The sequence below is a fragment of the Rhabdothermincola sediminis genome, from assembly GCF_014805525.1.
GTDB classification, from domain to species: domain Bacteria; phylum Actinomycetota; class Acidimicrobiia; order Acidimicrobiales; family Acidimicrobilacustridaceae; genus Rhabdothermincola; species Rhabdothermincola sediminis.
In genome coordinates this window covers 101804-114235 of record NZ_JACFSZ010000010.1, presented here as the reverse complement: position 1 = coordinate 114235, position 12432 = coordinate 101804, and the positions used below count along the sequence as shown (strand labels likewise).

At 70.0% G+C, this 12432-nt stretch carries 11 protein-coding genes; 3 read left to right on the top strand and 8 right to left on the bottom strand.

Annotation, left to right across the window (positions count from 1 at the left end; genetic code table 11):
• Window positions 1–9: 9 nt before the first annotated feature.
• Window positions 10–195: a hypothetical protein gene (locus HZF19_RS09985; protein WP_208028623.1), complete on the top strand. Its 186-nt coding sequence runs from the start codon at window positions 10–12 to the stop codon at window positions 193–195.
• The gene (gene typA, locus HZF19_RS09980) at window positions 143–2044 is read left to right on the top strand and encodes a translational GTPase TypA (protein ID WP_372443454.1); all 1902 of its coding nucleotides are present in this window, start codon (window positions 143–145) and stop codon (window positions 2042–2044) included. The genes HZF19_RS09985 and typA overlap by 53 nt, the downstream gene beginning before the upstream one ends.
• A gap of 12 nt (window positions 2045–2056) precedes the next feature.
• Here typA and HZF19_RS09975 read toward each other — a convergent pair whose 3' ends face one another.
• From HZF19_RS09975 to HZF19_RS09965, 3 genes are read right to left on the bottom strand one after another with little or no spacing between them, the layout of a single operon-like run.
• Entirely contained in the window at window positions 2057–3088 is a 1032-nt protein-coding gene (locus HZF19_RS09975) for a hypothetical protein (protein WP_208028622.1), read from the bottom strand.
• A gap of 10 nt (window positions 3089–3098) precedes the next feature.
• Window positions 3099–4034 (bottom strand): AAA family ATPase, encoded by a 936-nt coding sequence (locus tag HZF19_RS09970; protein ID WP_208028621.1) that lies wholly within the window; start codon window positions 4032–4034, stop codon window positions 3099–3101.
• A gap of 19 nt (window positions 4035–4053) precedes the next feature.
• Window positions 4054–4776 carry a DUF3109 family protein gene (locus HZF19_RS09965; RefSeq protein WP_208028620.1) on the bottom strand — a complete coding sequence of 241 codons (723 nt, stop codon included), beginning with the start codon at window positions 4774–4776 and terminating at the stop codon, window positions 4054–4056.
• Between the two features lie 77 nt (window positions 4777–4853).
• On the opposite strand from HZF19_RS09965, the gene HZF19_RS09960 reads away from it, so the two are divergent.
• Window positions 4854–5054 carry a hypothetical protein gene (locus HZF19_RS09960; RefSeq protein WP_208028619.1) on the top strand — a complete coding sequence of 67 codons (201 nt, stop codon included), beginning with the start codon at window positions 4854–4856 and terminating at the stop codon, window positions 5052–5054.
• Between the two features lie 18 nt (window positions 5055–5072).
• Here HZF19_RS09960 and HZF19_RS09955 read toward each other — a convergent pair whose 3' ends face one another.
• The 5 genes from HZF19_RS09955 to tkt all read right to left on the bottom strand — a co-directional run bounded on the left by HZF19_RS09955 (window position 5073) and on the right by tkt (window position 12398).
• The gene (locus HZF19_RS09955; protein ID WP_208028618.1) at window positions 5073–6116 is read right to left on the bottom strand and encodes an LOG family protein; all 1044 of its coding nucleotides are present in this window, start codon (window positions 6114–6116) and stop codon (window positions 5073–5075) included.
• 1 nt (window position 6117) lies between these two features.
• Window positions 6118–8463, bottom strand: coding sequence for a 5-amino-6-(D-ribitylamino)uracil--L-tyrosine 4-hydroxyphenyl transferase CofH (gene cofH, locus HZF19_RS09950; protein ID WP_208028617.1), 2346 nt, complete (start codon window positions 8461–8463; stop codon window positions 6118–6120).
• A gap of 54 nt (window positions 8464–8517) precedes the next feature.
• Window positions 8518–9201 (bottom strand): 6-phosphogluconolactonase, encoded by a 684-nt coding sequence (pgl, locus tag HZF19_RS09945; RefSeq protein ID WP_208028616.1) that lies wholly within the window; start codon window positions 9199–9201, stop codon window positions 8518–8520.
• A 28-nt stretch (window positions 9202–9229) separates the two neighbouring features.
• The gene (gene tal / locus HZF19_RS09940) at window positions 9230–10327 is read right to left on the bottom strand and encodes a transaldolase (RefSeq protein ID WP_208028615.1); all 1098 of its coding nucleotides are present in this window, start codon (window positions 10325–10327) and stop codon (window positions 9230–9232) included.
• A 73-nt stretch (window positions 10328–10400) separates the two neighbouring features.
• The gene (gene tkt / locus HZF19_RS09935) at window positions 10401–12398 is read right to left on the bottom strand and encodes a transketolase (RefSeq protein ID WP_208028614.1); all 1998 of its coding nucleotides are present in this window, start codon (window positions 12396–12398) and stop codon (window positions 10401–10403) included.
• Window positions 12399–12432 lie beyond the last annotated feature (34 nt).

Below are 12432 nucleotides of genomic sequence, written 5' to 3'. Positions count from 1 at the left end.
GTTTGGCCCGTGAAGAAGGGGCGTCATCGGCGCTTCGAGGAAGCCCGAGCACTGAAACGCAGCACCGAAGGCGATCTGGACGCTCTGCTCGACGCTCGAGACGCCGAGCCCTGCCCCGAGTGCGGGGCCGAGCCCGGCCACGATCACAAGTCGTGGTGCCTCAACGAGGACTCACGCGACGACTGGTCCGCCTGAGCTCACCGACCATCCCGCCGCGCTCCTGAGCACCTGCCCGCTGATCCGCAACGTCGCGCTCGTCGCGCACGTCGACCACGGCAAGACCACGCTGGTCGACGCCATGCTGCGCGCCACGGGGGCCCTGCCCGCACATCGTGACGCCGTTGATCGGGTGCTCGACTCCGACGACCAGGAGCGGGAGCGGGGCATCACCATCCTGGCGAAAGCGGCTTCGGTGACGTGGAAGGGCACCCGGATCAACCTGGTCGACACGCCCGGGCATGCCGACTTCGGCGGTGAGGTCGAACGGGCGCTGGCGATGGTGGACGGGGTCCTCCTGCTGGTCGACGCGGCGGAAGGCCCACTTCCCCAGACGAGGTACGTGCTGTCGAAGGCCCTCGAGGCGAAGCTCGCCGCGGTCGTGGTCCTCAACAAGGTCGATCGCGCCGACGCCCGCCCCGCCGAGGTGCTGGACGAGATCTACCAACTGTTCCTCGACCTCGACGCCGACGACCAGCAGATCGACTTCCCGGTGGTGTCGGCGATCGCCCGCGACGGCCTCGCCTCCGAGGGCCTCGCCGCACCGCTCGAGGCCAGCGGGCTGGCCCCGCTGTTCGACGCCGTCCTCCGGGCGGTTCCTCCGCCTCGGGGTGACGCCGCGGCGCCGTTGCAGGCTCTGGTCACCAACCTCGACGCATCGGACTACCTCGGTCGGCTGGCGATCGGGCGGGTGGAGCGGGGCACCCTTCGCCGAGGGGACCAGGTGGCCCTCTGCGCAGCGGCCGGCGAGCGACCACTGCTCGTGCGGAGGGTGGCCCAGCTCATGACCTTCTGCGGCGTGGGGCGGATGGAGACCGACGAGGTGCAGGCAGGCGACCTGTTCGTGCTGGCTGGATTCTCCGAGATCGAAGTCGGCGACACCCTCGCCGACCCGGTATCGCCCGAGCCGCTGCCGCGGCTCACGGTGGACGAACCCGTGCTGCGGATGACGTTCGGGGTGAACACCTCCCCGCTGGCCGGGCAGGAAGGCCGGTACCTCACCAGCCGGCACCTTCGAGAGCGGCTGGCACGCGAGGTGCTGGGGAACGTCTCGCTCCGGCTGGGGGAGACCGGCTGCCCCGACGTCATCGAGGTCGCCGGACGAGGGGAGCTCCAGCTCGCCGTGCTCATCGAGGCCATGCGCCGAGAAGGCTACGAGCTGCAGGTCAGCCGCCCGGAGGTGATCCTCAAGGAGGGTGATGGCAAGCCGCTGGAGCCGCTCGAGCGCGGGATGGTGGACGTGCCCGACGAGCACGTCGGTACCGTCACCCAAGCGCTGGCGCCTCGCAAGGGGAGGGTGCTCGACATCCGCCCCGGCGACACGGGACGGACGGTGATCAGCTTCCAGGCGCCCGCCCGCGGGGTTCTGGGGCTCCGTGGCGAGCTGTTGACCGTCACCCGCGGCACGGCGCTGTTGCAGCTCCATCACTCGGGATGGACCGAGTGGGTGGGCGACCTGCCCCGTCGAGCCGGTGGGGCGATGGTCGCCGACCGGGCGGGGTACGCGACGGCCTACGCCCTCGACAACCTGTCCCCGCGGGGGGAGCTGTTCATCGAACCAGGCACGCCGGTTTACGAGGGGATGATCGTCGGGCTGACGTCTCGCCCTGGCGACCTCGTGGTCAACGTCACCCGCGACAAGCAGAAGACGAACATCCGCACCCATTCGCACGACGAAGCGATCATGCTGGCCCCGCCCCGGCAGGTGACTCTCGAAGGGGCGATGGAGCTCGTGGAGAGCGACGAGCTGATCGAAGTGACACCCCGGGCCGTCCGGCTGCGGAAGCGACTCCTCCGGGAGGGGGAGCGCCGGCGGTCCCGGAGGTGACCGCTCGGGGGCTCAGCGGCCCCGGCGGGCCAGGTCGATGGCGACCTCGATCGCTCGATCGAGGTCGTCCTCTTCCATGATGACCATCGATCGGCGACCTCCGGCCCGGGCCTTGAGCTGGGCCTCGGCCCGATCTCGATCAGGGTCGTGCAGGCGCATCGGGACGTCGACGAGGAGTTGACCGACGACGATGCCGGAGAGCTGCCCGCTCGCCCCGAGGCCGCGGGGGTGGTAGTACTGGACCGGGCCCGCGTAGAGCGCGCCACGCTCGGCCCGGAAGTCGGGCAACCGGCGACCCCCGCGCTCCAGCCGGTCCACCAGGCCCATCAGCGCGTAGTGCTGCATCCGCGTGCGCTCGTCGCACCAGGTGCGCACGTCGTCGCGGCCGAGGGGGTTCATGGCCCGGTCCAGCATGGCCAGCGCGGGCCCGTACGTCTTGCGATGCTTGCCCGACCGGGTGCGCTTCAATGCTCGCGCCCTGGGGCGGCTGCGGCTCACCCGCTGCAACGAGGGATGTTCGATGAACCGGGAGGCATCCTGCCCGTTCCGTCGGGCGGCTCGGATGAGGGGATCGTCAGCTCCGCGATCGCCGACGCTCTCACTCGCGTACTTCGCCGCTTCGCGAACCTCGACCAGCGCGGCCACGAGGACCTGGTTCTCATCGATGTCGTACGCGCGGGAGGGGGCCGAGCACACGAACAGGTCCGGGTCGCCGAAGCTCGAGGCCCGGGCAGACATGGTCTCGCTCCACAGGACCGGGCCGCGCAACTGCCCGATGCAGCGCTCCGCGTTGGTGTGGATGGAGGTCGCCAGCGACCGAACCGTCACCGGGAACTGATCGAGTAGATGCTCGGCCTCCTCGGAGGTGGCCACGACCACCCCCACGAGCTGTGCCACGACCGCGGGGGAGAGCCCGACCAGCGCCGCGACCGTCCCCACCACCTCGAAGGGACGGGCCAGGCGCTCCCAGAGCCGGTCGAAGGCTCCGGCGACGGGGTCGTCGACCACCGGGCTCGTGGGCTCGATCTCGACCGGTGGCGCCATCGGATCGCGATCAGACTGCCAGCTCGACCCCGAGGACCTCACCGATCGTGCGTTGGACCTCGGCCTGCTCGGGTGGATCCATGTGCTGCGCGACCGTGCGGTACAGGGTCGTGGCCCGGCGGTCCTCCATGCCCTCGAACTGAGGGAGGAAGTACGCGTAGAAGACCTCGTAGATGAGTCGCGACTCGGTCGGGCCGTCCTTGGCGCGGCGGGCCGCGTACTTGGCGGCGTCGAGGTACACGGCGGGACCGAGGTCCTGGAAACGACGCAGGGGCAGGAGCTTGGTCACGATCTCGCCAGGGCCGGCCAGCAGCTTCTCGTACGCCTGGTCGTCGGGGGTGCCCACCTCGATGAACGCGAACCGGCGCATGAGCGCGTAGCTCATGTCGAACAGCAGGTTCTTGTCGAACACGTTCATCGTGGCGATGATCCGCCAGTTGGCCGGGACCCGGATCACATCGGTCTTCTCCGGTGGCTCCTCGCCTGAGGGCACGAGGGAGATCGGATCGGGTTGGCCCTTGCGCTTGAAGGGCAGCACCACGGCCGAACCGGACAGCACGGTGAAGAGCTGACCGAATGCCCGGTCGAAGTTCGACCGGTTGAGCTCGTCGATCACGAGCCACCGGCCGCTCTCGATGGCCTCCACGAACAACCCGGGCCGGTAGATCAACCCGTCCGGCGTGGGCTGCAGGCCACCGATGGTCTCGAAGGTCGTCCATTCACTGGTGGCTGTGGTGGGCAGGTAGCCAGTGCAGAACATGGCTCGGCGGGCCACGTCGGCGGCCAGGTACGCCAGGGTGGTCTTGCCGGTCCCCGGGGGCCCCGTGAGGATCACGTGCTTGCCGGCGTCGATCGCCGCGACCAACTGGTCGAGCACGTAGGGGGGGAAGATCATCCCCGCCTCCTCGGCGGCCCGCTCGAGCTCCTCAGACGTGAATTGGTGCATGCTCGTCACCTGTCGGCGGTCAGGCTCGCTTCTTGAGTGCTGGATGCGGGAGCAGGCGGTCTTCCTGCCGCTCGAGATGCTCGGCCAGTCGGGCGTAGGGCTCCTCGCCGACCATCTCGATGATCTCGTCCCGGAGAGTGACGTAGACGGGCTCGCGGCCGGTGAACGCGAGTGGGTCGTCGGTGCACCACCAGTGGAAGTCGAAGCCTCCCTCGCCCCAGTCCCGGCGCTTCCATTCGCGCAGGATCTTCGTCAGGTGGTCGTTGTCGTCGACGTGGTAATCGAGGCGGAGGGGAGCTTGCCAGCACACGGTGGGCTTCCAGTCGATGAAGCGTTCGCCCCGGTTCACGGCCGCGAGGTGCAGCGCACAACCGGCCCCGCCCTCGAAGCCCACCCGGTTCTGCATGATGCACGCACCGTCCACGACCCGTGTGACCCAGTCCCCCTCCTCGTTCTTGTAGATCGCCCCGCCGAGCTCCTCCGCGACCGCCTTGTACTGCCATTCGTCCTCCCCCAGCGCGGCGATGAGCTGCTTGGTGCGCTTTCGGTCGGCCTTGTCCGTGAAGTAGGCGCCGTGCGAGCAGCAACCGAGGCTCAGCTGGGGTGCCGGGGCCTCGTCGATGCCCGGGCACCCCCGGCCGTAGATGCACGACCAGGAGCTCCCCAGGAAGGTCAGGTCGAACAGGTACGTCTCGCCGGCGTACTCGAACGACAACCATTCGTGGATGTCTCGGGTGCTCATCACGCTCCAGGTCGGGCTCGAGGGCAACGGTGAGGTTACCCCTCGCCGGGCCGGCCGCGACGCGCTAGGAATGCGCCATGGCCGGCGAGTTCGACGACATCCGGGGACGGCTGGAGGTCATCGCCGAGGAGCTGGCGGACCTGGCGATCGAACGGCTCCGCGAGTGCGTCGACGCCGGCGGCACGGAGCTGCCGGTCGACGAGCGGCGGCTCACCCGCGCCCGTCGCGCGGTCGAGAAGGCGGCCGCGATCCTGCGAGAGCCTGACGACGGCGATTGAGTGCCATGCCCGAACCGATCAGCTACGCGGGCCGTTGAGCGCATCGATCAGCCGCCGGAGGCGCGCATAGTTGACCCGGTTGAACTGGAAGGCGATCCGTGGCAGGTCCGGGACGTCGCCATCCTCCCGTTCGGCGGGTGAGGCCTCGACGGCTTCGATCTTCCCCGAGACCACGATGTCGGCGAACTGCTCGTTGAGCTCGGCCAGCTCACGCTCGTCGACCGGTGTCCTGAGCCGCACCACCAGCCGGCGTCCCACGACCCGCATCGAGTGGTAGCGGGAGTAGAAGTGGGTGATCTCCGCCACCGCATCCTCGACGGTGCTGCACACCCGGACCAGGCAGAGATCGTCCGGGCCGATCAGCGCTCTGGGGCCCAGTAGCTCGTTCTCGATGAACTGCAGCCACGTCTGCCAGTAGGTCGAACCCTCGGGGGCGATCAGCACCACGGGGCAGATGGGCGAGCGTCCCGTCTGCATGAGGGTGAGCAACTCGAACGCCTCGTCCAGGGTGCCGAAACCACCGGGGAGCAGCGCGAACGCCTTCGACTCCTTCATGAAGGTGAGCTTGCGCGTGAAGAAGTACCGGTAGTTGATGAGCTTGGGATCCCCGGCGAGCAGGGCGGTCGGCTCGTTCTCGAAAGGCAGCAGGATGTTCACGCCGAATGCCCGCTCGGCCCCCGCGCCCTCGATGCCGGCCTCCATGATCCCCGGCCCGGCTCCGGTGATGACCATCCAGTCCTGTTCGGCCATCTGACGGCCGAACCGCATGGCCACCTCGTAAGCCGGGTCATCCCTGCGGATGCGGGCCGAGCCGAAGATCGACACCTTGGGGACCGAGGCATACGGTTCGAAGACGAGAAAGGAATACCGCAGCTCCTTGAGCGCGGCATTCACCAGCTTGAGGTCGCCGCGGCTGGCCGATTCCCGGCCGATGCGCAGGGCCGACACCAGCATCTCGAACACCAGGTCTTCGTCGCGGCTGATCCCCGCCTCCTCGAGCAGCTCCGCGATGCGTGCGTCGAGCGAGGGGTCACCGGTGCGGTAGGGGGCGCGTCGTGCCACCTCAGGCCACCGCCACGCGCCCGTACACGGTGGTGCGTGGTTCCAGCGGGCGGCCCAGCGGTTCCACCAGGGCCCGGAACTGCTCCTCCTCCATGCCCTGCCCGTGCGTCGCGCCGGCGGCGCGGGAGATGTTCTCGTTCATGAGCGTGCCGCCCAGGTCGTTGGCGCCGGCCTGCAACGCCTGTGCCGCCCCGGCCGGACCGAGCTTCACCCAGGAGACCTGCACGTTGTCGATGGCTCCGCGGTAGGCGATCCGGCCGACGGCGTGCATGAGCAGCGCCTCCCGGAACGTCGGCCCCCGCCGCGACCGGCGTTGCAGGTAGAGCGGGGCAGCCATGTGGACGAACGGGAGGGGGACGAACTCGGTGAACCCACCGGTCTCCTGTTGCAGAGCCCGGGTTCGCACCAGGTGGCGCGCCCAGTGCAGCGGCTTCTCGATCGTGCCGAACATGATCGTCACGTTCGAGCGCAGGCCGACCTCATGGGCCGCACGGTGGGCGTCGAGCCACTCGTCCGTGGTGACCTTGTCGGGGCAGATGACGTCCCGGATCTCGTCGTCGAGGATCTCTGCAGCGGTTCCCGGGAGCGTGCACAACCCGGCCTCCTTCAGGCGGCGCAGGTAGGCGGGCAGCGGCTCCCCGAGACGCCGGGCCCCCTCGGTGACCTCGAGGGCGGTGAAGCCGTGGATGTGGATCCCCGGGGCGGCAGCCGCCACCGCCTTGGTCACCTCGAGGTAGTACTCGCCGTCGAAGTCGGGGTGGATGCCGCCCTGCAGGCAGATCTCGGTCGCGCCGAGTGCCTGGGCTTCGGCCGCCCGGGCCGCGATGTCGTCCAGGGTGAGCAGGTATGGCGTCCCCCGGAGGTTGAGGGAGAGGGGTCCCTTGGAGAAGCCGCAGAACCGGCACTTGAACGTGCACACGTTCGTGTAGTTGATGTTCCGGTTGCGCACGAACGTCACCGTCTCGCCCACGGCGTCCTGCCTGAGCTGATCGGCGACCTCGGCCACCGCCACCACCTCGCGCCCTCGGGCTGAGAACAACGTCACGATCTCCTCGACGCCGACCTCCTGGCCGAGCAGCACCCCGGCGAGGACCTCGCCGAGGGCACCACGGGCCGCCGGGGCGCCGGGCAGGAGCAGCGGGGGAGCGAGGCTGGCGCCCGCGCACCAGGCGGTGCTGCGCTCGCCGAGGTGCACCACCTCCACCCCGTCGTCGACCTGCTCAGGCTGTGCGGGGGCGATGCGTTGCACGTAGAGGGAGCCCGGATCGTCGCGAGCGAGCCCTTCGGCGTCGGAGCGGTCGAGGACCGCGAACCGGAGCCGCTCGTCCAACCACGGCTCGGGATCGGCCACGAAGCGGGGGTGCACGGTGAGGCGGGGCGCGAGGGTGAACCCACGATCTTCGGTGGCCCGGCGCAGCTGATCGAGCGCAGGCCAGGGTCGCTCCGGGTTGACGTGGTCCGCGGTGACCGGCGAGACCCCGCCCCAGTCGTCGATGCCGGCATCGATCAGGGCGCCGAGATCGTCGGAGAGGTTGGGAGGTGCCTGGACCCGCACGTCGGGGGGCAGGACGAGGCGGGCCAGGGCGATGGCCTCGAGGTACTCCTCCGTGGGGCAGGCGGGCGCGGCCTGCATGGCGGTGCCGGGCTTGGGCAGGAAGTTCTGGACGATCACCTCCTGCACGTGACCGTGCCGGAGGTGCGCATCGGCGATGGCTCGCAGGGCTACGAGGCGGTCCGAGCGCGATTCCCCGATGCCAACGAGGATGCCCGTCGTGAACGGGATGGCCAGCGCCCCGGCCGCCTCGAGGGTCGCCAAGCGTCGCTGCGGATCTTTGTCCGGTGCCCCGCGATGGCACGTGAGCGACGGGTTGAGGGACTCGATCATCATCCCCTGCGAGGGAGCGACCCGCCGCAGCAGCGCCAGCTCATCGGGGAACAGCGCCCCGGCGTTGGCATGGGGGAGCAGCCCCACCTCCTCCACGACCAGCTCGCACATCGCCGCCAGGTACGCCACGGTCGAGTCGTAGCCGTGCTGGTGGAGCCAGTCGCGTGCCACCGGATAGCGCTCCTCGGGTCGCTCGCCGAGGGTGAACAGGGCCTCGTGGCAGCCGACCCGGGCCCCGGCCCGCGCGATGCGCAGAACCTCCGCGGGATCGAGATAGGGCCGGTCGAGCCGTGCCGGAGGCTGCGCGAACGTGCAGTAGCCGCAACGGTCGCGGCAGAGCATCGTCAGGGGGATGAACACCTTCGGGGAGTAGGTGAGCCTGGTCCCGGTGGTGGCATCGCGAACCGCTCGGGCCCGACGCATGAGCTCGCCGAGAGGGAGACGGAGAAGCTCATCGGTCATGACGGGTGACACTACTGGCAGCTCGGCGCCAGGAGACCTCCGCAGACCATCGGGTCAGTCACCCGTCAGGTCGCCAGCGGCTGCACGGTCCGCGAGCCACACCACCCGCTCCGCCCGCACGGCGCTCGCCGGTGCGGTCGGATCGCCCGACATGACCCGGTGGAGGGCGTCGCGCTTGCCCTCGCCCTCCACCGTGAAGAGGACGAGTCGAGCGCGGGCGATGCCCGCGTAGGTCAGGGTCATGCGTCGATGGGGGTTGCGACCGGAGGGATCGTCGTTCATCGCCACCAGCCGCCCGGGGTCGGCCTCGAGTGCGGGCGAGCCGGGGAACAGCGAGGCCGTGTGGCCATCCGGGCCCAGCCCGAGATGCACGAGGTCGAACCGGCCGAGCTCACCGACCCGCAACTGGTACGGGTCGGGTCCCTCGTCGCAACGCATGGGGTAGGTGGCGTTGGCCGCGCCGACCCGATCGAGGAGGGCTTCGCGCGCCAGGCGGTAGTTGGACGCCTCGTCGTCGAGAGGGACGCACCGCTCGTCACCCCAGTACACGTCGACCTTCCACCAGTCGATCTGCATGTCGCCGACGGCTGCCAGGCGCTCGTAGCAACGCCGCGCGGTCTCACCGCCGGAGAGGGCGATCGAGAACGTCTCGCCGGGCCGGGCATGGAACGCCTCGATGACCCGTTCGGCGAACTCGCCCGGGACGTCGTCGACCACGTAGAGGGAATCGTTGTTCATGGTGACTCGTCGTTCCGCTCCGTGGTCTTCAGCGAGTGAACGTCCGGGCTTTGCCCTCGAGCGTGGCGATCAGCTCCTCGAAGGACTTGCTGAACGCGGCCACACCCTCGTCCTCGAGGGTGCGGGCGACGTCGGCGAGATCGACCCCGACCTCCGCCAGGGTGGCCATCGTGGCGTGTGCGCCGGCCAGGTCCTCGTCGATGGTCCGCCGCACCGTGCCGTGGTCGAGGAATGCCTCGAGGGTCTGGTCCGGCATGGTGTTGACCGTGCCGGGCCCGATGAGCTCGTCGACGTAGAGCACGTCGGAGTACGCCGGGTTCTTGGTCGAGGTCGACGCCCACAACGGGCGTTGCGGTCGGGCGCCCCGAGCGGCCAGTGCCTCCCACCGGGGACCGGAGAATGCGGCGACGAAGCGCTCGTAGGCCAGCTTCGCGTTGGCGACCGCGACCTTTCCTCGCAGCGCGAGCGCCTCGGGTGAGCCGATGGCCTCCAGGCGGCGGTCGGTCTCGGTGTCCACCCGGCTGACGAAGAACGACGCCACCGAGGACACCCGGGAGAGGTCGCCGTCACAGGCCTCGAGGCCCGAGAGGTATGCCTCGATGACCTCCGCGTAGCGGTCGACCGAGAACAGCAGGGTGACGTTGATGTTGCGACCCTCGGCGATCATCTGCCGGATGGCGGGAAGGCCCTCCGCGGTCCCCGGGATCTTCACGTAGAGGTTGGGTTGCGCGATCGTCGTGTGGAGGTGGCGAGCGGCCTCGATGGTGGCGGCCGTGTCTCGGGCCAGGCCGGGGTCAACCTCCACGGAGACGAAGCCGTCGACGCCGTCGCTGGCGTCGTAGACCGGTCGGAGGATCGCCAGCGCCCGCCGGATGTCATCGGTGACGAGATCCCAGTAGCTGCTCTCGACCGATGCGCCGCTCTCGATCAGCTCCCGGTACTGGACGTCGTAGGCGTCGGAGCTCTCGATCGCCTTCTGGAAGATGCTCGGATTCGAGGTGATCCCGCGCACGCCCCGCTCGACCCACCGCTCGAGCTCGCCGCTGGTGATCCAGCCGCGCTTGAGGTTGTCGAGCCACGGGCTCTGACCCTGCTCATCATGGAGCTGCTGCAGTCTCGTGCTCACGTCGCTTCCTTCCTCGGGACCCGCCTCCGCCGGTGGCCGTTGCCAGTCTGCCCCGTGTGCGCCCGGCTCGCCGTCACCTCGCCCGCTGATCCTCGCCCACCGGATCGGTGCGGCCGAGTAGCTCCCGGGCCGCCGCCGCGACCTGCTCCGGGGTGATGCCGAGCTGCTCCAGGACCACCGGCCCGGGGGCGCTGGCTCCGAAGGAGTCGATGCCCACGGAACGGTCGGCGTAGCGCTCCCACCCGAAGGTGGACGCCGCTTCCACGGACACCTTCGGCAGCCCTGGAGGGAGTACCTGCTGGCGGTAGGCGACCGGCTGAGCTGCGAACAGGTCCCACGAGGGCATGGAGACCACCCGAGTGGCGATCCCGCCGGCCTGGAGCTGGTCGGCCGCGGCCAGCGCGACGGCCACCTCGCTCCCCGTGCCGATGAGGATCACGGCCGGGTCGTCGACGTCGCGCAGCACGTACGCGCCCTTCGCCACCCCCGCGTTGCCCGCGGTGCCATCAAGGACCGGAAGGTTCTGCCGGCTGAGGATCAGCGCGGTCGGACCGTCGCTTTCGATGGCCACCCGGTAGGCCATGGCGGTCTCGTTGGCGTCCGCGGGCCGGATCACCCGCAGCCCGGGCATCGCCCGCATCGCCGCCAGCTGCTCGATCGGCTGGTGGGTGGGGCCGTCCTCGCCGAGTCCCACCGAGTCATGGGACCAGGAGTAGATCACCTTGGCCCGCGAGAGCGCGGCGAGGCGGACGGAGGGGCGCATGTAGTCGCTGAAGACGAAGAAGGTGCCCCCCACGGGGATCAGCCCGCCGTGGAGGGCCATGCCGTTCATGATCCCCCCCATCCCGTGCTCGCGGACCCCGAAGTGGATCTGGCGCCCGGCGCGGTTGGTGCGGGAGAAGGTCCCGGCCTCGGGCGGCATCTCGGTGCCGGTGTTCCCGGTGAGGTCCGCGCCGCCCCCCACGAGGCCGGGGACGACGTCGAGGACCGCGTCGATGCACGCCTTGCCCGCGTTGCGGGTGGCCACCTTCTCGCCGGGCTGCCAGGTCGGCAGCTTGGCCTCCCACCCGGGAAGGCCCCGGCCCTGCAGACAGGCCTCGATCTCCTCCCGGTGCTCCGGCCAGCTGGACCAGGTCTGCTCCCAGGACTCCCGCTCGGTGCGGCCACGCCGACCGGCCTGGCGGAGGTGGGCGAGCACGTCGTCGGGCACCCAGAAGCGCTCGCCCGGCGGCAGCCCGAGGATCTCCTTGGTGGCCCGCACCTCCTCCTCGCCGAGCGGGCTGCCGTGGGCGTGCGCGGTGTCGGTGTAGGTGGGTGAGGGGTAGCCGATGTGGCTGCGCAGGATCACCAGGGACGGCCGATCCTCCACCACCATGGCTCGCCGCAGCGCGGCCTCCAAGGTGTCGACGTCGTTGGCCACCTCGCCGATGCGGTCGACGTGCCAGCCGTAGGCGGCGAACCGCGCCGCCGTGTCGTCGGAGAAGGCCAGCTCGGTCGGCCCGTCGATGCTGATGTGGTTGTCGTCGTAGACCACGACCAGCTTGCCCAGGCCGAGGTGCCCGGCCAGCGAGGCCGCCTCGTGGCTGATGCCCTCTTCGAGGTCGCCGTCGCTGGCGATGACGAAGGTGTGGTGATCGAAGAGCTGCTCGCCGAACCGGGCACGCAACATGTGCTCGGCCAGGGCCATCCCGACCGCGTTCGCGAAGCCCTGACCCAGGGGGCCGGTCGTGACCTCCACCCCGGGCGTGTGGTGGACCTCCGGATGACCCGGAGTGCGTGAGCCCCACTGCCGGAACGCCTCGATGTCGTCGAGCTGTAGCCCGTGGCCGGTGAGGTAGAGCATCGAGTACAGCAGGATCGACGCGTGGCCGGCCGACAGGATGAAGCGATCACGGTTGGGCCAATCAGGTGCCGCGGCGTCGTAGCGCATGACCCGCGCCCAGAGGGTGTACGCCAGCGGTGCCAGCGCCATCGCCGTGCCCGGATGGCCGGAGTTCGCGGCTTGGGGCGCGTCCATCGCCAGCCCGCGGATCACGTTGATGCTTCGCTGCTGGAGCTCGGCGTCGGTCACGGTCCCTCCCTCCGATGGCTGCGGCCACCCTAGC

What these genes read in the sequence shown, in the direction of transcription:
- HZF19_RS09975 (WP_208028622.1), bottom strand. Translation starts at nt 3,088, where the DNA reads ATGGCGCCACCGGTCGAGATCGAGCCCACGAGCCCGGTGGTCGACGAC.
- HZF19_RS09970 (WP_208028621.1), bottom strand. Translation starts at nt 4,034, where the DNA reads ATGCACCAATTCACGTCTGAGGAGCTCGAGCGGGCCGCCGAGGAGGCG.
- HZF19_RS09965 (WP_208028620.1), bottom strand. Translation starts at nt 4,776, where the DNA reads ATGAGCACCCGAGACATCCACGAATGGTTGTCGTTCGAGTACGCCGGC.
- HZF19_RS09960 (WP_208028619.1), top strand. Translation starts at nt 4,854, where the DNA reads ATGGCCGGCGAGTTCGACGACATCCGGGGACGGCTGGAGGTCATCGCC.
- cofH (WP_208028617.1), bottom strand. Translation starts at nt 8,463, where the DNA reads ATGACCGATGAGCTTCTCCGTCTCCCTCTCGGCGAGCTCATGCGTCGG.
- pgl (WP_208028616.1), bottom strand. Translation starts at nt 9,201, where the DNA reads ATGAACAACGATTCCCTCTACGTGGTCGACGACGTCCCGGGCGAGTTC.